The organism is Bordetella tumulicola (assembly GCF_054779135.1).
On the sequence record NZ_BAAGYU010000010.1, the window covers coordinates 314,085 to 333,003 of the forward strand.

The window sequence follows — 18,919 nt, forward strand, 5'->3', positions numbered from 1 at the left end:
GCATGCTTTACCGAGACATGAGCGGCAATCGATCTTTCAGGATGTCCACAAAGTCGATGAGGGCCTCTGAGTCCTTCGTCCCCCGCTTTGCGATGCGATAGAACGATAGCGCGACTTTGGGTGACGTGAGCAAGTCAATATTGACGTCGTGCCGCTTGCAAGCGGTAATGGCGAATGTCGGCATCACGGCGGTTCCGAATCCCGCTTCAGCCATCGAAATCAACGTATTGAAGAAACTGACGCATTGGCCGTCACGGTTGACGATACCCAGCTTGGACAATTGCGCATCAATGACCTTCTGAATAGGGTTGCCGGCGGGCAAGCCGATCATCTTTGCCTTGGCGAGATCAGACCACGGTACCGACCCTGGTTTTCGCTGCAATCCGCCAGCAGCCATTACCCGCATCAACTGAAAGGTCGCGATTGCCGTGCGTGTCAGGCCTGGCGCTGCTTTAAAGAAAAAGCCGAGTCCCAGATCGGCTTCGTCGGCCAGGACGGCGCGCTCCACTTCTTCGAGCCGCGCGTCAAACAGGCGGACTTGCACGTTAGGGTGCGTCTCTCTGTACGTCGCCAGCAACTGTGGCAAGAGATGCGACGACACCAGAGGCGTTGCCGCAATGCGCAACGTCTGGCGTGCCGTGTCGCCTAGTGCACCGATTTCCTCTGTGACGCCATCAAGCTCCAAGAGCACCCTCTCCACCACCGGCGCCAGGCGTCGTCCTGCGGGCGTCAGTTGCACGGTTCTTGTTGTCCGGTCGAATAGCCGCGTACCGATTTGTCGCTCCATTTCGCGAACGAGAATGCTCAGTCCCGCTTGAGTCATGTGTGCGAGTTCGGCGGCGCGCGTGAAGCTTTCCGTGCGGGCTACGTAGCGAAATGCACGCATCTGGCGCATCGATAGATTCATAGGGTTTTGTTATGAGTCCATGTGATATCTAAATTTCCCATATTTTATGAAGTGATGCCTAATACAGCAAACATGGAGCCTTCCATTGGCTAATCACAATAGATCGCGGGACACAGAATCATGAGTTGCAATGAGCACGTCGCTATTCTTGGGGCAGGCATTGGCGGCCTTACGCTAGCGCTGAGCCTTCATCAGGCAGGCATTCCTTGTAAGGTCTACGAGGCGGTCCAGGAGCTCAAGCCGCTCGGCGTCGGCGTTAATCTGTTGCCCCACGCAGTCCGTGAACTCAGTGAATTAGGGTTGCTTTCCGCCTTAGACGCCGTGAGCGTGCGCACCAAAGAGGCCGTCTTTTTCACCGAGCACGGTCAGCTTGTTTTCAACGAGCCCGCTGGCGCTGCGGCAGGTTATGACTGGCCGCAGTTCTCTATTCATCGGGGTGACCTCCAGACCGTGCTGTTGGCCGCGGTGCAAGAACGGCTTGGGCAGGACAGCGTGGTGTGTGACCATCGCTGCGTGGATGTCACCCAGGACGCAAACGGCGTGACGGTGAGCTTTGTCGACGCTGCCGGTAGGCCGCGAGAAAATATTCAGGCCGCTGTGGCGATTGCATGCGATGGCATTCATTCGGTTGTGCGAAAGAAACTCTATCCCAACGAAGGCGCACCCCGTTATTCTGGCGTAAACATGTGGCGCGGCGTAACGCGCTGGCAGCCAATTTTGTCGGGGGCCAGCATGATCCGTGCGGGATGGCTTTCGATCGGGAAGATGGTGATCTATCCCATCCGGAACGCCATTGACGAGCAAGGACGCCAACTCGTCAATTGGGTGGCGGAGCTCGAATCCGAGCAACCTGCACAACGAGATTGGAGCCGCGCGGGTCGCCTGGAGGACTTTCTGCCTGTTTTCGAGAACTGGAAATTCGACTGGCTGGATGTACCGGCGTTGATCCGTGCCGCGGACTCGATCCTGGAGTACCCGATGGTTGACCAAGACCCGCTGCCACGTTGGACGCACGGCAGGATCACCCTCCTGGGAGACGCCGCACATCCCATGGTGCCGCGCGGATCCAACGGCGCAGGTCAAGCCATCATTGATGCGCGCTGTCTTGCAGGATGGCTCAAGCGGGAGGGCGTCAGCCCGCAGGCGCTTGAGAGCTACGATAAAGAGCGGGTCCCGGCCACGACGAATGTCGTGCTGACCAACAGAAAGACGCCTCCGGACGCGATCCTGCGTGAGGTCTACGAACGATCGGGAGGCAAGCGATTCGATAATCTCGAGGAAATCGTCTCGCGGTCGGAGCTACAGAGCATTTCCGATCGCTATAAGCGAGTGGCCGGATATGACCCCGCTCAACTTAAAAACCGCCCTTCCTTTCTTTAGTTTCCTGACCGGAGGGCAGCAAAGAGCCGGCTCATTGACGTTCACTTTCGCAGTCTGACCACGCAAGAAGGCGTGGAATTTAGATAAAACAATGTAGGTCGAGCGAGGAGACTTCGCATGTTGAAAAAATGGATGAATACGTTTTCGGGCCTGGCGATGATGTGCGCCGCGATGTCGCCCGCGTACGCCGCGTGGCCTGATCGCCCCATTACGTTTGTAGTCCCCTATACCCCGGGGACCGGTATCGACACCATCGCGCGTCAGTTGGCGGCCCGCCTGCCTCAAGCGCTGGGGCAACCCGTCATTGTTGAAAACGTGCCAGGAGCGAGCGGGAACATCGGCAGCGAAAAAGTCGCTCGGAGCAAGCCGGACGGTTATACCTTCTTGGTGCAGGTCAATACCTTGGTCATGAACAAGAGCCTCTATCCGAAGCTGCCTTACGATCCCGTCAATGACTTTGATCCTGTTTCCCAGACATCGTGGGGAACATTGTTGCTGGTAGAAAATCCATCGGTACAAAAAACGTCGACAGTCAAAGACATCATTGACTTGGCAAAGTCGCGTCCGAAGCAGCTTACGTACGCCACGCCGGGCGTGGGGACACCGCATCATCTCGCCATGGCGCTGTTCCTGCAGCAAGGGAACGTAGACATGCTACATGTGCCCTATAAGGGGACGGCGGGGGCAGTGACCGATTTGCTGGGCGGCCGCATTGACTACATGTTTTTGCCGGTACATGTCGCTCTGCCGCACATTCAAAGCGGAAAATTGAAAGCCGTCGCCACGGGCAGCGCCAAACGTCTCCCGCAGCTTCCCGAGGTGCCGACGCTTTCCGAGGCGGGGGTGACCTCGGATAATTTGGACATGTGGTACGGCGTACTCGCCCCGAAAGGCACGCCGCCAGACGTGGTGGACCGCCTCAATCAGGAGATCGCCAAAATCCTTGCAGAAACGGAAGTCGCAAAGGCGTTCGAATCTCAAGGGATGGTCCCGGCACCATCCGCGCCTGACGCGTTTCGTTCCTTAATTACAAAAGACGAAAAACGCTGGGCAGAGGTTGTGAAGAAAGGGAATATTTCGACGGAATAATGCTGGCGGCGCTGAAACCCCATGACATCATGCGCCCCAACGAAGCCTCTCGAATTCCAGCCAAAGCCCGTGCTCAATATGAAGGCCGCGCCATACAGTTGACACCTTTTTAAAGCGGCTATGCTCCCAGCGTCACACCAGGCGTGCCGGCGGTTACCGTCAACAACGTTTGTGATGCCACCGCGGGCGTTGCGGGTGCCTGCCCGCCGTCCAGCGGCTTTAGCTTGTTGAAGACGCAGCTCAACTTGGCCGCCGTCAACGTCACCGTCGCGAAGCCCTGTGCATCGGTATCGATATAGCGCAGCCAATCCGCATTGAACTGCCTCAATGTGTCGTTGAAGGTATTGACGACCACGCCATTTTCTTCGGTATAGATTAGTGGCTTAGCGACCTGAAACGTCGGGTCGTTGTCGACCACGCTCTTGAAATAGCTAAAAAATGAGTTGCTGGAGATACCTGCCGTTACCAGATCAACCATGATTGGCTGTGGATGATTTGCATCGTAATCGTCCATCACAGGCCCCGCAAAGAACGCATGAATGTCGCCAGTCAGTGCCACCAGATTGCGAATGCCCGTATCTCTTACAAAGGCCATCAGGTCTTTACGTTCGGCGTTATAGCCATCCCATTGGTCCGCGTTGAGCAGATATTCATCCAACAGCAGCGAGGGGGGTAATTGCGCATCCAATAGCGGCTTGATCTGACTGGCCACGACGGCCGCAGGAATACCCGCCTGGCCGAGCACGGCAGATAAAGCGGGATAGTCGGTCACCGGCTTTCCACTACTATGATCGGCATTCGCCAGGTCTTGCGCCAGTGCCTTTGCTATCTCAGGGACCAGGGGCGCCAGCGCGGGGATGGCTGCAACCAATCCTTGCGCCAGCAAACCCGCCACGGCCAGTGTGCCGTTAAACTGCATGCGCAGCAACGACACTTCGTTGCCCCAAAGATTCCACGTTGTGGTGCTGGAACGTAATTGGGTCTTCCACCAACCCCTCTGCGTATCGCCCAGGATAGACACCGGTCCCAACTGACCGCCGGCGTTAGCCATCTTCTGCGCTTCGACCTGCGACAGCAAGCTCTTGGGAACAAAGTATCTGCTACCAATATCGCTACCAACCTGTTGCTCGGGAATGATGTGATCCGCGCGATAAAGGCGCTCATCCGTCATCAACAATGTCGCCAATGTTCCAAAGCGAAACGCGCGATAAATCTGGATATTATCGAAAGACGGGTTCTCCAGATCCAGCGAAACGTCGGCAGGCATGAATTCGAACCAGGCTTGGCTCGCGCTACGCCGACGCGGCGTGTGCCGAGTCTCATCATCCGTGGTTTCGTAGGTTTGCCGATCTTGCCAGCAGTCATCCGAAAATTCGTGATCGTCCCAGATACCGATAACCGGAAAACGCGCATGCAGTGCCTGTAACCGCGGATCGGATCGATAGCTGCGATACAAGGTCCGATAGTCTGCCAACGTTGTCGCATATGTCGCGCCATCGTCGCGGACCGTGCCATCGGGCAATGTCAGCGGCGCGTGCGCGCTTTCTACCGCGCCACTCTGGAAATCAGCGGAGACGGTCTCGTAGACGTAGTCACCCAGGTGCACCACAAAGTCCAGATCTTGAGTGAGCAACTCGTCAAAGGCGGCCCAATGATTCACGCTCCAATCCTGACAGGAGATGAACGCGAACTTTAGCTGTGCAACGTCAGCGTTTTCCAAGGGGGCAGTACGCGTTCTGCCTACGGGGCTGATGCTGTCGCCCGACACGAAGCGATAGTAGTAGTCGGTTCCCGCATCCAGACCGATCACCTTGTGACGTACCGTATGATCCCAGTCGGGTTCGGCACTGACCAATTCATCGACCAGGAGCTGCGTGAAGTTTTCCTCGCTTGCCACCTGCACTCGGACAGAAACCGCGGTGGCATCCTCGCCTATCGCACGTGTCCAGAGGATGACACTGTCAGGGCGGGGATCGCCTGAGGCGACCCCTTGGGGATATTGAATCGGACCGGCATTGCCGCCATCGCCAGTATCGCTGTCATCATCGTCATCACTGTTGCTACAGCCAGCCAAACCCGCGGCAGCGGTGGAAATGGTGAGGAAGCTGCCCCATTTGAGGAATTTTCTGCGATCCATGTCCAAGTCTGCCCCAATGAAATGCGCCGATGGAATTACCGGCGTAGCGGGACCAGGCAAGCCACGACGTGAACGTCATAGATCACCTGGAGCGTCGGTATTACCGCATCGGAGCATTGCAGCGGTGTGACAGCTTGACGATAGGGCGGCGGTGTAGGCCGCCTCTGACTTAACGTGCGTCAGAAGCGGTAAGCCACGCCCATCGTGCCAAAGAGGTTTGTCTTGCGTTCCGTCAGCGGGCTGTCGCGCGCGTCGCCAAGCACGGTACTCACGCCCACCGTGCTCATGACGATCCAGTCTTTGTTCAGGTCGTATTTCCAGCTGGCGAATAGCGCCGCAGACTTGAATCCTGATGAGGCCGTGTAGGGAGAAAGATGCTCACGGCTGCGCGCGGCGTCGGATGTGCTCACGCCATACCACGTCTGCATATCGTTGCTGTTGGCCCATTCCGTGCTGACACCGAGCCGCAGTTGTTGCTGTTCTGTTTGCACGACGGCATAGGATGTACGCAGTTCCAGTGCGCCGCCATAACCGGATTTGGCTGCCTGACGATAGGCGGCTCCCAGCGAGTAGCGGCCCGGTGTCCATTCTACAAATGCACCATACGCGCCATGAAAATCGATGTCGTCCATGCCGCGAGTACGATCTGAATCGTCCGAATCCCGACCGAGTTCCAGACCGACAAACACACCGGCTTCGAGGTCGGGTGCGAGCTCAAAGCTCAACCCCATGGCCGGCAAACCAGCACGAGGTGTAACAAAGAAGTTTCCGGATCGATAGTTGATCAACGGCGTCGGGACAACCCGGTACTCGTCGGAGCCGGCATAGTTGGGGACGTAACCTACGCCTACCCCGATGAAATTCGTTCCTTCGGCGATGGCTGGTCCCGCGCTCGCGAACAGTGCCAGAGAGACTGCGTAGCGTGCCTTTGTGACTGCTTGCATGGGTATTCCTTGTATTCCGTAGTCATTTGCCGCATGGGCGGCGACCTGATTTCAGCCGCTATACTGCCTAGACAGTTTTAGGATTTTTTTAAGAACTTGGTGATCCGGTGTCGGGCGCCAGCACGCAGCGGCTTCGCTGCATGTCATTTCCGTCGTCTTCTGCTTTCGCCCCTTGTGGCCACGATGCTCGTATTCATGAGACCTGTGACCGTTAAACTCGACTTAATCTGTTCGCGGAATAATGGCGCGCATTGAAAAAGGACATACTCCTATGCGCACACTTCTGGTCGAAGACGACGCTATGCTGGCTGATGCGCTTAAACTGGCGCTCAGCCGCGAAGGGGCTAGCGTGGATATCGCGGCCGACGCACGATTGGCCCAAACGGCGCTGGTCGACCATGATTACGAACTGATACTGCTGGATCTGGGCTTGCCAGGGGGATCCGGCATGGGCATTCTGTCGCAGTTGCGCAGCCGCTATGACACGACGCCGGTGATCATCATGACGGCCCGAGACCGTCTGAGCGAGCGGATCGCCGGGCTCGACGCCGGGGCGGACGATTATCTCGTCAAACCTTTCCAGATCGATGAATTGCTGGCGCGTGCGCGCGCGACCGTGCGCCGCAGCAAGGGGCGCGTGGCCCCTATCCTGATCGTGGGGGACGTGACGGTGGAGCCCGCCAATCAACGTGTCATTCACGCAGGCGAGCCCGTTGCGCTGAGCTCGCTCGAGTATCGGACCTTGCTTGCCCTGGTAGAACGTGGCGGTAGAGCGGTGTCCCGTGCGGCGCTGGAAAGTGCGGTCTATGGTGATAGCGGCGCGACGGGCAGCAATACGGTTGCCGTTTATATCCATCAATTGCGGCGCAAGCTAGGTGACGATCTGATCGAGACGGTACACGGCTACGGTTACCGCATAAAGGGTATGCCCGCATGAGTCGCGTACCTACGCAAAACTCATTGCGATGGCGCTTGCTGCTGGGCATGCTGATCACGGTGTTGATTGCCTGGGTCATTTTGCTTACCTGGGTTCAGCGTGATCGCACGCGTGAGCGTACCGGCGAATGGGATATCAGCCTTCAGCGCGCCGGATTTACGGCATTGGAGTCCTTGCCTCAAGGGCTCGAGGACGTGGCGCTGCCGCGAGGCTATCGCCTGGCAAGCCCAGCACCTTCGGTAGAAAACGACGCCAATTTGGAAATACAAGTCTATTCGCTTGCCAATGGCCGGTTATTGCTGCACTCACCGAATTCACCTTCGCAGCCGTTTATTGCGTCCTACCAGGATGGCTTCGCTACCAGTATGATCAATGGCGAATCTTGGCGCACGTATGCTGTGTCCGATGCCGATGGCCTCATCCAGGTCCAAGTTGGAAAATCCCTTGCGGCCCTGCAGCAGGAACTGAGTCACCGCATGCAGAATGCATTTCTTTTTCTGGCGGCGTTGTTTCTGCCGCTTGCCGCTGTGGCTTGGGCGATTACCTATGTTGCGTTTACGCCCGTTTTGCGACTGTCGACGCTCTTGCGCCGGCGTCACCCCCTGGATCTCGATCCACTGGCCACCCAGGATTTGCCCGACGAGATCAAGCCGTTGGTGGAGTCGTTTAATCAGCAATTGAGTCGGGTAGAGGCGGCGGTTGAAAACGAGCGCCGCTTCTTGCAGGATGCCGCCCATGAGTTGCGTACGCCATTGGCCGTGCTCTCGCTACAGGCCGAGAATGCGCTACGCAGTCAGGATCTTGATGAGATTCATCATTCGGTTCGGCAGATCAACCTTGCCACGCAACGCAGCGCTCGTATCGCCGAGCAGTTGCTGGACATGGCGAGGTTGGAATCGACGGGCCTGAACGAGGCCGCAACGCGTATCGATCTGGCGTCCGTGGCACACACGGTCGTTAAAGATTATCGGCAGCGCGTGGCTTCACGCAGCCAGACGTTGACCGAGGACCTTCAGCCTGGTTTCGTATTGGGGCATTTGGATACGCTGGGCATTTTGCTGCGCAACCTGTTGGATAATGCGACGCGCTATGGTGACATTGGAGGCAATATTCGTGTCGTGTGCGGACCGGACCCGATGCCGGGCTACGTTCGGCTGGCGGTGCAGGATGACGGTCCTGGCGTGCCGCAGGAATACCGCCATCGTATTCTGGATCGTTTCTACCGCATGCCTCGAGCAACGGGCCACGGAAGCGGCATTGGCCTGTCGCTAGTGGCGCGCATTGCGCGTTTGCACGGTGCGGACCTGGAGGTCGGGCCTGGCATAGAGGGAAAAGGACTAGGCGTCACGTTGCGCTTGGCTGCAGCCAAACGAAATATTTAGCGCGAAGGAGTTTGCGGTGCGCGAGCGCCACTGCGTCGGTCACGCGGTAAAAATACCAGTACAAGCAGCGAGCATGCGCCGGCGCAGATGAAGGCATAGTCATAGCGTCCGCTGATGGCCACAAACGCCGCAATCGCCGTCGGGGCTACCATATTCATCAGGTTCACCAGGATGCTGGATCCGGCCGCCGTTTCTGAGATCAGATGCGAAGGGGATCGCCGTGCGACTTCTGCAATCTGTACGCCATTCCAGCTCGCAGCCGAAGAGCCTGCGACAAATGCCAGAACAATAATGGACCATAGCGGCCACTGCGGGCTCGTCAATCCCAAAAGGGCCGTGGTAATGGCCGAGAGGATGGCGGCGATGGACAGAGTCACGTTCGCTGAGCGGAAGTGATCAGACAGCCAACCCAGCAGGATGCGGCCCACCACCCCGCCGGCTTGCATCACGGCAAACACCATGCCGGCCAATCCCAGGGAGTAGTCCAGTCGATCGACCAGATAGATTACGGTGAAGGTGAACCAGCAGCTCTGGCACACGGCAAACAACCCCCCAACGATGGATATCTGAGTCAGGCCGCGGCTGTGACGTAATGAGGCCAGAGGCACGCTCAAGGTCCGTAGCGACTGTCGCGTCGGGAAATGAAAGAAGTGATCTTGCTTCTCGGGGAGCTCATCCAGGCGAGAACTGGCCCGCCAGGTCATGATCGTGGGTATTACCACGATCAGGCCGCATAAGAACAGGGCGACTCGCCACCCCGCGAATACCACCAATGCGGGCACCAGTAGTCCTGCGATCACGCCGCCCAGGGGCACGCCGGCTTGTTTAATGGAGAACATCAGGTTGCGCATACTGGGCGGCGAATACCGTTGCAAGACCTCGCTACCCGCCGGGTTTGCCGCGCCAACGCTTGAGCCCATCACAAAACATGCGATGATGGCGACGCTGAAACTGGGAACCAGCAGCCACGCCATACAAGCGGCGCCAGCTACCAGCGTCCACTGCAACATACGCATGCCGCCAAACTGCTTCAGCATCGCGGAGCCCGCTACCAAAATCGCCAACCCGCCCAGAGACGCGCTGGCGGTCAGATATCCAATGAAGCTGCCGCTCCACCCGAAATCTTTCGACATGGCCGGGGCAAGAATGGGAACCAGCCGATTGAGAAATGACGAGATGGTTTGTAGGGTAAAAATTGCCGCTACGGGCATTAGCCAAGGAGGTGCTGCACGGGTCATTGCGTCTACGATGCTGTTTTTGTGGAGTGATGATGGGGCGAACGGTATCGCCCCCGGCGCCGGGTTGCCTCTTCTCCGCTTCGATCATACTCCCGGCGAGTGAGCGGTCGCTGTCGTCAAGTCGGGTGTCGAGCGGTGGCGGGCGTTATCCCAGACGCTTTACGTTAACTCCGGGTGTCGATCCGTCAGGCGTTGGCGTCGTTGCTTAAGCGCCTCGATTTGCTCTTCCAGTTCCTGAATCTCGCCGTCAATGCCTTGTACCGTCAGTTCAATGTGCTCGTAGGCTTGCTGCAATAGCACTTTGGCTTCACGAAGATTGGAGGCGGTCGGAGTATCTCCACGCATCGGCCGGTTTGCCGTCTCGGGCAGATAGAAAGAGGTGATTAATCCGATGATCGCCGCCCCGATCAGATAATAGGCGGGCAACATCAAGCTGCCGGTTTGCGCGACCAGCCAAGCGGCCACGGTCGGCGTCAGACCGGCGATGATGATTGCGATATTAAAAGAACTGGCCAGCGCGCTGTAGCGAATGCGTGTGGGAAAGAGTGCGGGCAGTGTTGATGCCATGATGCCGGTCAGGCAGTTCAAAAAAATGGCGATCAACAGTAGGCCCAGGAAAATCAGCGCAATGTTGTCGCTGCCGACGAGACGATAAGCGGGTATCGAGCATACTAATAAGCCCAGGCTACCTATCAGTAAAAAGGGTCTGCGGCCGAATTTGTCGCTAAAGAAACCCACGACGGGTTGCACGAATAGCATACCTATCATGACGACGACGATGATGAGTACGCCGTGATCCTCGGAGTAGCCCAGACTGCTGGACAGGTAGGTCGGCATGTACGTCAGTAGCATGTAATAGGTGATATTGGTCACCAGAACCATACCGATGCAGACCAGGAGCGCCTTGCGGTATTTGGAGAAAATCTCGACGAAAGAGACAGTGGGGCGTTCTTTGATGGCGTCGCGGTCTTCCTTCTCCATTTTTTCGAGTTGCTGAGTAAAAGCGGGGGTTTCCTCGGCAGCGTGACGCAAGTACAGCCCTAGTAACCCCAGTGGCCCGGCTATAAAGAAGGGAATGCGCCAGCCCCAATCCAGAAAGGATGCAGAATCCAAGAGGGTTTGCAGCAGTACCACCAGGCCGGCACCCAGGACAAAACCGGCGATCGAGCCAAAATCCAGCCAACTTCCCAGGAATCCGCGCCGTCGGTCTGGCGCATACTCCGCGACGAAGATCGCAGCACCCGTGTACTCGCCGCCCACAGAAAAACCTTGGGCGAGCTTGCAGAGCAACAACAGGATGGGGGCCCACAGGCCGATGGCTGCATAAGAAGGAATCAGCCCGATGCAGAAGGTGCTGATCGCCATGATGATGATGGTCAGCGACAGGACCTTTTGTCGCCCAAAGCGGTCGCCCATCACGCCGAAGAAGACTCCGCCTAGCGGCCGAACCAGAAAGGGCACCGAAAACGTACCGAGTGCCGCAATCGTCTGCACAGCGGGCGAGGCGCTGGGGAAAAAGACTTTGCCTAACGCGAAGGCGACAAAACCATAAACGCCAAAATCGAACCACTCCATGGCGTTGCCAAGTGCGGCGGCCGTGACGGCCTTTTTAAGCTTGCTATCATCGATGACGGTGATGTCACCGATCTGTAGCGGTCGGGCGTCGGATGATGCTGCGGCTGGCTGAGTCATAAATCTGCTTTCCGTGACGGGCAAGGCAAGAGAATGGTGATCGATAGCGTCGCACAATTACGGATTCTACTTCTGATCTCTTGCTGTGTACGCGTACGCTTTAAGGCAGCTGTCGCTTTCCGTCCACGCGAGCGCAGAGCTGGTTGGCCGCGCGCGTGACTGCCGCGATATGGTTAAGATCGTAACGATGCGCCGGCACGGTTAAGGTCACGGCGGCTGCGATCGCACCGGACACGGAGAACACTGGCGCAGAGATGCCGGCGACTTCGGCGAGTCGATCTCCCACCGCTGCGTAGTAGCCATCACGGCGAATTTTTTGATACAGCGCTTGATCCGGGCCGGGCGCGGTACCCAGGATGTCGTCGAATGCCGTCAATATACGACCACCGGTGCCGCGCTCCAGAGGCAGCAAATCGCCTGCACGAATATGGTCGCGGACAGGATGCGGCGAGTCGACACGATATAGACAAAGTCTGGCGTTCCCTTGGCGTACGTGATATGCGGCGCTCTCTCCGGTTGTGGCGACGAGCTCGCGCAGTACGGGGATCACTACACGATCAAGAGAGAATGACGCCGAATACACGCCGTGCAATCGCGCCACCTCCGGCCCGAGTGCATAGCGCCCGTCATCCAGCCGTTGAATCCAGTGAGCATGTTCCAGGGACGCCAAGAGACGTAGGATTGTGCTTTTGTACAGGCGTGTTCGTTCCGCCAACTCGCGCAATGACAGCGCGTGGTCATTGTGGGTGAACACGGCCATCAGGCTAAGCGCCCGATCAACGGCGGCGACGCCGCCTTGTGCCGCGTCGGCGTCAGCCACTGATTCGATCATTGCTTTACGAGGCATCTTGCTTTCTGCTTTTGAATGATCTCGAGAATTCTATCCTACAGAACGAATGGCGAATGAGTGATCATGGAAATTTACGACTTCCCTTAATGATATGCCTTAGCATACGGCAAACTTGGTTTATATTGTCGTTTCATTATAAAGCACTATGTTCTATCTAACAGAATTAGAGAATGAGGCCCGAATGTTGAATCATTCCTCCCAGCCCGATGTATTGATCAGCGAAGTTGGCCCCCGGGACGGCTTGCAATCCGTGAAAGCGACGATGTCCACCGCTGACAAGTTCAAGTGGATTGATGCCCTGGTTGCGGCAGGCGTCCGAGAGATCGAGGTCGCCTCATTCGTACCCGCGCGTTTGTTGCCGCAGATGGCGGATGCGGCGGAGGTCGTCAAGTACGCAACGAGGCATCCGAATGTGACCGTCATGGCGCTGGTCCCAAACCTTCGCGGGGCGCAAGCCGCGTTAGCGGCTGGTGCACACAAGTTGACGATGCCGGTGTCTGCCAGTCGGGCCCATTCGCTGGCCAATGTACGCAAGACACCAGAGGACATGGTAGAAGAGGTACGTGCGATTGCTCGTCTGCGAGACGAGCTGGCGCCTGCGGTCAAGCTCGAAGCCGGCATATCCACGGCGTTTGGGTGTACGTTGCAGGGCGAGGTGGCCGAGGACGATGTGATTCGACTGGCCACATTGTGTGTGCAGGCGGGCGCCAACGAGTCTGGCCTATCGGATACCGTGGGTTACGCGAATCCGGCTCAGGTGCGTCGGTTGTTTCGTCGCTTGCGCCAAGAACTGGGCGAGCATGCCGGCGCCGCGCATATGCACAATACACGTGGCCTGGGGCTAGCGAATTGCCTGGCTGCCTGGGACGAAGGCGTTCGTACGTTTGATAGTTCGCTGGGGGGATTGGGAGGATGTCCCTATGCGCCTGGCGCGTCGGGCAACGTGGTGACAGAAGATCTGGTCTTTATGTTCGAGGCGATGGGCGTGCGTACGGGCATTGATCTTGCCAAGATCGTTGCGGCGCGTGAGCCGCTCGCCGTTGGATTGCCGGGCGAGGCGCTGTACGGCATGACCCCCGATGCCGGTCTGCCGAAAGGCTTTGCGCAGCAGCCCTAGTGTGCGGGTAGGCGCTACCGAGCCTCATACGTTACGACGAATACGTCATCAAACTCATCGAGATCAACCAGAACATGTCCAGTAACGCCAATTCTCGCTTGCCCTATGCAGGCATTCGCGTCGTCGAATTTACCCATATGGTCATGGGGCCTACCTGCGGCATGCTGCTGGCGGATCTGGGCGCCGAGGTCATCAAGGTCGAACCGGTCGGTGGCGATACCACACGCAAATTACTGGGTTCCGGCGCGGGCTTTTTTCCGATGTTCAATCGGAACAAGAAGAGCATTGTGTTGGACCTGAAGCAGCCAGAAGGCAAAGAGGCTGCATTACGTTTGATCGACACGGCCGACATCGTCAGCGAGAACTTCAAGTCTGGCGTGATGGAGAAACTCGGCTTGGGGTTTGCGGCGTTGAAAGCTCGTAACCCGAAAATCATCTACGTGAGTCACAAGGGATTTTTACCGGGCCCCTACGAGCATCGCACCGCCTTGGATGAGGTGGTGCAAATGATGGGCGGATTGGCTTACATGACGGGCCGCCCGGGCGACCCATTGCGCGCGGGCACCAGCGTCAATGACATCATGGGTGGCATGTTTGGCGCGATGGGCGCTATGGCGGCGCTGGCACAACGTGAACGCACCCATGAGGGCATGGAGGTGCAGGCATCATTGTTCGAAAACAATGTCTTTCTGGTTGCCCAGCACATGATGCAGTATGCGGTGACGGGTCGCGCCGCGGCCCCGATGCCCAGCCGTATTTCCGCATGGGCCATTTATGACGTGTTCACGGTCAAAGAGGGCGAACAGATTTTCCTTGCGGTGGTCAGTGATAAACAATGGGAAATATTCTGCCGCGCATTCGATCTGGCAGATTGGTTCGCGGATCCCCGGCTCAAGACAAACAATGATCGTGTACGGGCACGAGAGTGGTTGATGCCCAGACTACGAGAGCGACTTGCCGATACATCAGCGGCACAATTGGCCGCCGTGTTCGAAAAAGAAGGGCTGCCCTTCGCGCCGATCACGCGACCGGAACAATTGTTTGACGATCCGCATCTCTTGGCTACAGGCGGCCTGGCGCCGATTACGCTGCCGGATGGACAGTCCTCCCATGTGCCGTTGATGCCGATGAGCTTGAATGGCGAGCAGCCTCCATTGCGTCTGCAACCGCCGCACATCGGTGAGCATACTGATGCGTTGCTGCGCGAGCTCGGTTATTCCGATGACGACGTTCAGGCGATGAAAGCCAGGGGCATCACGCAAGCCCGACCATCGGTAGAGCCCGTGTAAATGCGATGTACGGCCGTTAGGAGGGGCTTCCAATCAATCACATGAGATCGAATACTTACAAGCATCCTCAATCAGGTTGGTTTGGACGGGTTGTTGAAGTTATTTTCAATAACAGCCAGCTTGCACGTATCCGTCGCGCCCTGATGTCGCGAATTCCGTTCCTCAAGCTATCTAGTGATGTACGGGACGTCGTGTATTTGACTTGGCTGGTGCCTGTTCAGGCCGCGGAGGCCTTTGTCCCCAAAGGGGTATCGCTTTGGCAGCGTAATGGGTTGACGCCGTTTACCGTGCTCTCGTATCAACACGTTCACTTTGGCCCATCGGTGATGGGCTTCGCGAGACAATCTTTCCCGTCACCACGCCAGAGCAATTGGCGTCTCTATCTTGATACGTCGCCTGATAGCGCGGGGGCCGCGCGCACCGTATGGTTTCTAAAGAATATCATCAGCAGTTTCGCTTACGCTGCGGCAACTCGGCTTTTTAGTGATGCCTTGCCGACGCATCTTCCCGAAAAATTTGTGCATCGTAGACATCTGGATCAAATACATACCGAGATCCAGCCGGGCGATGGGAGTTCCCCCGCTTTGAGCGCCTCAGTCCGAGTCGGTGGCGATAGGTCTTTGAATGAAGCGTTCTCGAGTGTGTTCGAGTCGTGGAATGAAGCAGTATCGTTCTTGGCATGCCAAGATGCGGCAGTCGCAATCACCGAGGACACCGGGCAATTAGCCTATGCGGAAATACGATTGCCAATCGAGGTTTCGAATGTCTTGCCTGCCTCGCTTTGCCAGGCAGCATCGATGACATGCTCACTCTTGCCTGAATTGCAGCCTGTCTCGGACCCCTTTTGCTTTGTGGTGGAGCGTGTGCGTTTTGAGGCTATCTCGGAACGATTATTGTCTACCTAGGCGAATACAGCAGGCCGTGCGCCATGGTTGACCCGTGGTTGATGGATGCCAGTCCTCATCACAGCTCAACTGTCAGCGAGCCTCGTTGAAGATAATGATGCCGTTCTAATCGGTACTTTTTGAAGGCGCATTTAGAACGGACGCAGGTCTATCGCGGTCCCAGTTGTACAGCGGGGTTTGTTTATTCTGGAAACGCACGATGGCATCGCGATGATATGAGGTCGACATGGCTACCGCTTGGGATAAGGCTTCCATATTCGATAGCGTGCCGTAATCCACGTCGAAACTTAGATTCAACATTCGTTTACTCATAGCCAGAGCATCGTTGGGGCCTAGAAGAATCTGCCTGGCTAGATCCTGGGCTCCCTTTGCCAGGGTTTCAGCAGTATGAATCTCATGGACTATTCCTAGCGCTTTGGCCTCGTTCGCGTCAATCGTGCGTCCAGTAAGTAGAATGCCACGCGCAGCGCTCAAGCCAACGATCCGCGGCAATAGATAGTGGGCCCCAAAATCGGGCACCGCCCCGACGCGCGGGAATGACATACTGAACTTTGCTTGCGCCGAAGCCAATACAAAGTCGGCGTGTAGTGCCAGGCTAAAACCCGCCCCGGCGGCGGGGCCGTCGATGGCTGCGATAACGATGACATCGAGTTCCAATAGACGGCGCAGCCATGGCATTGTGCTGTTGATGCGGTGGCGGGTGGCAGTGGGTGCCCCCTGGGTGGGATCATCCACGCGGCTTACCATTTCGTTCAGGTCTCCGCCAGCGCAGAAACTGCCGCCATCACCACGTAGAATGAGTATCCGTATCGATTCGTTGGCCTCGATCTCCTTTAGCATACGGGCATAGTCCATACGCAAATCGCCGGACATCGCGTTGCGCGACGTCGGCATCGTATGAACGAACTCAGCGATTTCTCCTTCGATATTGAGGGAGGACGCTAGGAAACCCGGTAGATTCATGATGAGACCACTCCTGCGTTGATGGCGATGCGCTGCGACTTAATCGTCCGACAGCGAACGGACACGTGTCCAGGCTGAATTCATGTCATGGACGAGTTTGTGCATTTGATCGGCCACGCACGTTTCGTCTTCGATTCCGAATACGCTCTGACCTGCAGCCTCATAAATGAGACGTGCATCATCGTGTTCATGAATGGATGCAAAGACGTCACCCGTGAGTACCTGTTGAAAAGGCATACCCAGCGGGTCGGGTGCGGCGTCGGCGGCCCAGGCATCAATCCAGTCACTACGCACGACTCTGCAGGGTTTGCCGCTGTGAGCCCGCGATATGACGGTGTCTTCACTGGCGCTGGCAATCAACCGATTCAACAGTGATTTTGGCGTATGGTTTTCGCGGGCAGCCATCCACAGTGTGCCGAGCCATGCCCCTTCGGCGCCCATCCCAATGCAACCCAATATCTGCGCGCCGGTGGCAATGCCGCCGGCGGCAAGTACAGGTTTGCCTTCGGCGACCGCGATGATTTGCGGCAGTAGCGACATCGTCCCAACGGAACCTGTGTGGCCGCCCGCGTCGTAGCCTTGTGCCACCAACACGTCAACACCCATCGACAGGGCTTTTCTGGCGTGTTTGACAGAGCCCACCAGTGAGATGGTGAGTTTGTCTCGCCGTTTGGCTTCTTGAATCAACGCGGATCGTAAACCGATGGCTGTGGCGATGGCGCGAGCATTCGAGTTGAGCACCGCATCGATCTGCGCTTCGAAGAGGGCTTCGGATCGTGCCTGAGAGGTAAAAAAACTGGGCTTGCTTGGTGGTTTGATGCCGAAGCTTTCACGCAGCGACTCCACGAACGCCACATGTTCTTTCGGAAGCGCCTCGCGCAGATCAGCCAGGTCCGCTTGTGGAGGCACATTCGAGGGCAGCATAAGGTCTATTCCGTATGGGAGGCCGTCTAGCCTGCGCTCAACTTCGGTCACAATCGCGGGGATCTGCTCGGGTGCGTCTCGTCCCAGTCCAAGTACCGGAAAACCGCCTGCCTGAGCAATGGCCACCACGACGTCCGGTTCGTGCGAAAAGCCAAAAATCGGATAGTCAATACCAAGCCCGTCGCATATTGGCGTACGAATCCGCGACATATTAATTTTCCCCAGTGTCCGCGTGCTTCATGACCTCGGCCCATTTTTCAAACTCTTTGGCAACGAACGCATCAAATTCCGCCGGTGATTGCGGGGCCAACTCCATTCCCAGCGTTGCAAGTTTGGCTTGCACGTCTGGCATGTCGAGAATTTTGTCGACGTCGGCAGCCAGTTTATTGATCACCGGTGCTGGCGTGGCGGCGGGCGCGACGAGTCCGAACCAGGTGCCGACTTCGTAATTGGGCAACCCGCCCGCCTCGGCCACTGTGGGCAGGTCGGGAACGGCGCTCGCGCGTTCCGATGTGGTGACGGCGAGTCCGCGCAACTTGTTGGCTTTGATATAGGGCATGGCCAACGCCGCCGTCAACGGCATCATGTCCACGCGTCCCGATACCAAGTCATTCAGCGCGTCAGTTTGTCCTTTGTATGGCACATGAGTCAGGTCAATCTTGGCCTCTTGTGACAGCAACTCCCCTGCTAAATGGTTGGAAGTACCCACCCCTGCGGTGGCGTAAGTCAGCGACGGGTTACTCTTTTTCGCCAAGTCGATGAACTCGGCGATTGTTTTGGCCGGCGTGTCGGGATGCACCACGATAATGTTGGGGACGATGCCAAACCCCGCGATCGCCTTGAAGTCGCGTACCGGATTCCAGGTGATGCTCTTTTGCAGACTGGGGGCAACAGCATGACTGGGGCTGACAAGCAACAGGGTATATCCGTCTGCTGGCGCATTCGCGACGTAGTCCGTTCCGATTGATCCTCCCGCGCCGGTACGGTTTTCTACCACGACCGGCTTACCGTACTGTACTGATAGCTTATCGCCCATCAGTCGCGCCACCGAGTCGACAATGCCGCCTGCCGAGAAGGGGACGATAATCTTGATGGGTTTGTCCGGATACTGCGTTTGCGCCATGGCGGGCGTGAGCAACGTGCTGGCCATGATGCATGTCATGAG

16 protein-coding genes are annotated in these 18,919 nt (G+C 57.2%); 7 read left to right on the top strand and 9 right to left on the bottom strand.

The window, feature by feature from the left end; all coding sequences use genetic code 11:
- Window positions 1-7 precede the first annotated feature (7 nt).
- The gene (locus ACYVDM_RS18720; protein WP_415787633.1) at window positions 8-907 is read right to left on the bottom strand and encodes a LysR family transcriptional regulator; all 900 of its coding nucleotides are present in this window, start codon (window positions 905-907) and stop codon (window positions 8-10) included.
- A 120-nt stretch (window positions 908-1,027) separates the two neighbouring features.
- On the opposite strand from ACYVDM_RS18720, the gene ACYVDM_RS18725 reads away from it, so the two are divergent.
- Window positions 1,028-2,287, top strand: a complete 1,260-nt coding sequence (locus ACYVDM_RS18725) for a flavin-dependent oxidoreductase (protein ID WP_415787635.1) — start codon at window positions 1,028-1,030, stop codon at window positions 2,285-2,287.
- A gap of 117 nt (window positions 2,288-2,404) precedes the next feature.
- Window positions 2,405-3,376 (top strand): Bug family tripartite tricarboxylate transporter substrate binding protein, encoded by a 972-nt coding sequence (locus tag ACYVDM_RS18730; RefSeq protein WP_415787637.1) that lies wholly within the window; start codon window positions 2,405-2,407, stop codon window positions 3,374-3,376.
- A gap of 118 nt (window positions 3,377-3,494) precedes the next feature.
- On the opposite strand, the gene ACYVDM_RS18735 is transcribed toward ACYVDM_RS18730, so the two are convergent.
- Window positions 3,495-5,513, bottom strand: coding sequence for an alkaline phosphatase D family protein (locus ACYVDM_RS18735; RefSeq protein WP_415787639.1), 2,019 nt, complete (start codon window positions 5,511-5,513; stop codon window positions 3,495-3,497).
- A 179-nt stretch (window positions 5,514-5,692) separates the two neighbouring features.
- A complete protein-coding gene (locus tag ACYVDM_RS18740; RefSeq protein ID WP_415787641.1) occupies window positions 5,693-6,457 on the bottom strand; it encodes a MipA/OmpV family protein in 765 nt (254 codons plus the stop codon).
- A gap of 271 nt (window positions 6,458-6,728) precedes the next feature.
- On the opposite strand from ACYVDM_RS18740, the gene ACYVDM_RS18745 reads away from it, so the two are divergent.
- Both ACYVDM_RS18745 and ACYVDM_RS18750 read left to right on the top strand, forming a co-directional pair.
- Complete coding sequence (locus ACYVDM_RS18745) at window positions 6,729-7,394, top strand: response regulator (protein ID WP_415787644.1); 666 nt, start codon at window positions 6,729-6,731, stop codon at window positions 7,392-7,394.
- The gene (locus ACYVDM_RS18750) at window positions 7,391-8,776 is read left to right on the top strand and encodes a sensor histidine kinase (protein WP_415787646.1); all 1,386 of its coding nucleotides are present in this window, start codon (window positions 7,391-7,393) and stop codon (window positions 8,774-8,776) included. Before ACYVDM_RS18745 ends, ACYVDM_RS18750 begins: the two co-directional genes overlap by 4 nt.
- Here ACYVDM_RS18750 and ACYVDM_RS18755 read toward each other — a convergent pair.
- The 3 genes from ACYVDM_RS18755 to ACYVDM_RS18765 form a co-directional block, all read right to left on the bottom strand.
- Window positions 8,773-10,014, bottom strand: a complete 1,242-nt coding sequence (locus tag ACYVDM_RS18755; protein ID WP_415787648.1) for an MFS transporter — start codon at window positions 10,012-10,014, stop codon at window positions 8,773-8,775. The two genes, ACYVDM_RS18750 and ACYVDM_RS18755, sit on opposite strands and share 4 nt — an antisense overlap.
- Window positions 10,015-10,173: 159 nt before the next feature.
- Complete coding sequence (proP, locus tag ACYVDM_RS18760; protein WP_415787650.1) at window positions 10,174-11,706, bottom strand: glycine betaine/L-proline transporter ProP; 1,533 nt, start codon at window positions 11,704-11,706, stop codon at window positions 10,174-10,176.
- A 100-nt stretch (window positions 11,707-11,806) separates the two neighbouring features.
- Complete coding sequence (locus tag ACYVDM_RS18765; RefSeq protein WP_415787652.1) at window positions 11,807-12,553, bottom strand: IclR family transcriptional regulator; 747 nt, start codon at window positions 12,551-12,553, stop codon at window positions 11,807-11,809.
- 184 nt (window positions 12,554-12,737) lie between these two features.
- Here ACYVDM_RS18765 and ACYVDM_RS18770 point away from each other — a divergent pair, with 184 nt between their 5' ends.
- The 3 genes from ACYVDM_RS18770 to ACYVDM_RS18780 all read left to right on the top strand — a co-directional run bounded on the left by ACYVDM_RS18770 (window position 12,738) and on the right by ACYVDM_RS18780 (window position 15,867).
- The gene (locus tag ACYVDM_RS18770) at window positions 12,738-13,673 is read left to right on the top strand and encodes a hydroxymethylglutaryl-CoA lyase (RefSeq protein WP_415787654.1); all 936 of its coding nucleotides are present in this window, start codon (window positions 12,738-12,740) and stop codon (window positions 13,671-13,673) included.
- Window positions 13,674-13,747: 74 nt separating this feature from the next.
- Window positions 13,748-14,962 carry a CaiB/BaiF CoA transferase family protein gene (locus ACYVDM_RS18775; protein ID WP_415787657.1) on the top strand — a complete coding sequence of 405 codons (1,215 nt, stop codon included), beginning with the start codon at window positions 13,748-13,750 and terminating at the stop codon, window positions 14,960-14,962.
- A gap of 41 nt (window positions 14,963-15,003) precedes the next feature.
- Entirely contained in the window at window positions 15,004-15,867 is an 864-nt protein-coding gene (locus ACYVDM_RS18780; RefSeq protein ID WP_415787659.1) for a YqjF family protein, read from the top strand.
- Window positions 15,868-15,972: 105 nt separating this feature from the next.
- On the opposite strand, the gene ACYVDM_RS18785 is transcribed toward ACYVDM_RS18780, so the two are convergent.
- Genes ACYVDM_RS18785 through ACYVDM_RS18795 form a run of 3 tightly spaced genes read right to left on the bottom strand, consistent with a single transcriptional unit; the run spans window position 15,973 to window position 18,916 of the window.
- Window positions 15,973-16,830: an enoyl-CoA hydratase/isomerase family protein gene (locus tag ACYVDM_RS18785; RefSeq protein ID WP_415787662.1), complete on the bottom strand. Its 858-nt coding sequence runs from the start codon at window positions 16,828-16,830 to the stop codon at window positions 15,973-15,975.
- Between the two features lie 39 nt (window positions 16,831-16,869).
- Window positions 16,870-17,964, bottom strand: a complete 1,095-nt coding sequence (locus ACYVDM_RS18790) for a nitronate monooxygenase (RefSeq protein ID WP_415787664.1) — start codon at window positions 17,962-17,964, stop codon at window positions 16,870-16,872.
- 1 nt (window position 17,965) lies between these two features.
- Window positions 17,966-18,916, bottom strand: coding sequence for a tripartite tricarboxylate transporter substrate binding protein (locus tag ACYVDM_RS18795; protein ID WP_415788846.1), 951 nt, complete (start codon window positions 18,914-18,916; stop codon window positions 17,966-17,968).
- Between the last annotated feature and the right edge of the window lie 3 nt (window positions 18,917-18,919).